The following is a 1,804-nucleotide window of genomic DNA, read 5'->3' on the forward strand; positions in this document are numbered from 1 at the left end:
CTATGCGGTGGATTTGTTCGATGGGGTGTCGGTGGAGTTGTTGGGTGGTTGGTTGTTGCGGTTGTTGGGGGTGGTGGTGGGGGATCCGGGGGTGCGTTTGAGTGGTGTGGGAGTGCTTTCGGGTGCGGAGTTGGATGTGGTTGTGGGGTGGGGTCGGGGGCCGGTGGTTGGTGGGTTGTCGGGGTCGAGTGTGGTGGGGGTGTTCCGGGAGCGGGTGAGGTTGTCTCCGGATGCGGTGGCGTTGGAGTGGGGTGGTGGTGAGCTGTCGTACGGGGAGTTGTTGGCGCGGGCGGAGGTGGTTGCTGAGGGTTTGTTGGCGTGTGGGGTGAGGTGTGAGCAGGTCGTTCCGGTGGTGATGGAGCGGTCGGTGGATTTGGTGGTTTCTTTGTTGGGGGTGTTGTTGGCGGGTGGGGTGTATTTGCCGGTGCATACGGCTTATCCGCGGGCTCGGGTTGCGGGTTTGTTGGAGCGGGTGGGTGCTCCGGTGGTGTTGGTGGATGAGGCGTGGTCGGAGTTCGGGGTGTTGGTGGGGGATTTGGCCGGTGTGGGGGGTGAGGTGGTGTGGCCGGTGGTGGGTTCGGATCAGTTGGCGTATGTGATGTTCACGTCTGGTTCGACGGGGGAGCCGAAGGGTATCGGGGTCAGTCATCGGAATGTGTTGGATCTGGTGGGTGAGCGTTCGTGGGGTGTGGGTGCGGATGCGCGGGTGTTGTTCCAGGCTCCGCATGCGTTTGATGGTTCGGTGTATGAGTTGTGGTTGCCGTTGTTGGTGGGTGCGCGGGTGGTGGTGGCTCCGCCGGGTGAGTGGGAGCCGGGGTTGTTGGCGGAGTGTGGGGTTACTCATCTGAGTGTGACGGCGGGGTTGTTCCGGGTGTTGGCGGAGGAGGCGCCGGAGGCGTTGTCGGGGCTGGTGGAGGTGACCACTGGTGGTGATGTGGTGTCGGCGGCGGCGGTGCGGCGGGTGTTGGAGGTGTGTCCGGGGACGGTGGTGCGGACGACGTATGGTCCGACGGAGGCGACGTTGTGTGTGACGGGTCGGGCGTGGACGGTGGGGGATGTGCCTGGGGGGATGGTGCCGTTGGGTTGTGCTTTTGACAACACGGTGGTGTTGGTTCTTGATGGTGCTTTGCGTCCGGTGCCGGCGGGTGTGGTGGGTGAGGTGTATTTGGCTGGTGCGGGTGTGGCGCGTGGGTATGTGGGGCAGCCGGGGTTGTCTGCTGGGCGGTTTGTTGCGGATCCGTTCGGTGTGGGTGGGCGGATGTATCGGACGGGGGATCTGGCGCGTTGGTCGCGGGCTGGTGATCTGGTGTTTGCCGGGCGGGCGGATGATCAGGTCAAGGTGCGTGGTTTCCGGGTGGAGTTGGGTGAGATCGAGGCTGCGCTGGCTGGTGTGGAGGGTGTTGCTCAGGCGGCGGTGGTGTTGCGTGAGGACCGGCCGGGTGACAAGCGGATCGTGGCGTATTTGATTCCTGAGGCGGGGGTGTTGCTGGACGCGGAGGAGATCCGGGCGGGGTTGGGTGCGGGGTTGCCGGATTACATGGTTCCGGCTGCGTTGGTGGCGTTGGAGGTCTTCCCGTTGACGGTGAACGGGAAGGTTGATCAGCGTGCGTTGCCGGCTCCGGATTATGGTGCGGTCGGTACGCGTCGTGCGCCGCGTAATGCGCAGGAGGAGATCCTGTGTTCGTTGTTCGCGGAGATCCTCGACGTTCCCGAGGTCGGGATCGACGACAGTTTCTTCGACCTCGGTGGCCACTCCCTCCTCGCCACCCGTCTGACCAACCGCATCCGCACCACACTCGGAGCG

1 protein-coding gene is annotated in these 1,804 nt (G+C 64.4%); it reads left to right on the forward strand.

Annotated elements, in window-relative coordinates; all coding sequences use genetic code 11:
- The coding region (locus tag ACFVXE_RS39000; protein WP_389678534.1) for a non-ribosomal peptide synthetase at positions 1-1,804 on the forward strand (1,804 nt) is incomplete at both ends.

Origin of the sequence: Streptomyces sp. NPDC058231 (genome assembly GCF_042882275.1) — a bacterium.
Classification (GTDB): domain Bacteria; phylum Actinomycetota; class Actinomycetes; order Streptomycetales; family Streptomycetaceae; genus Streptomyces.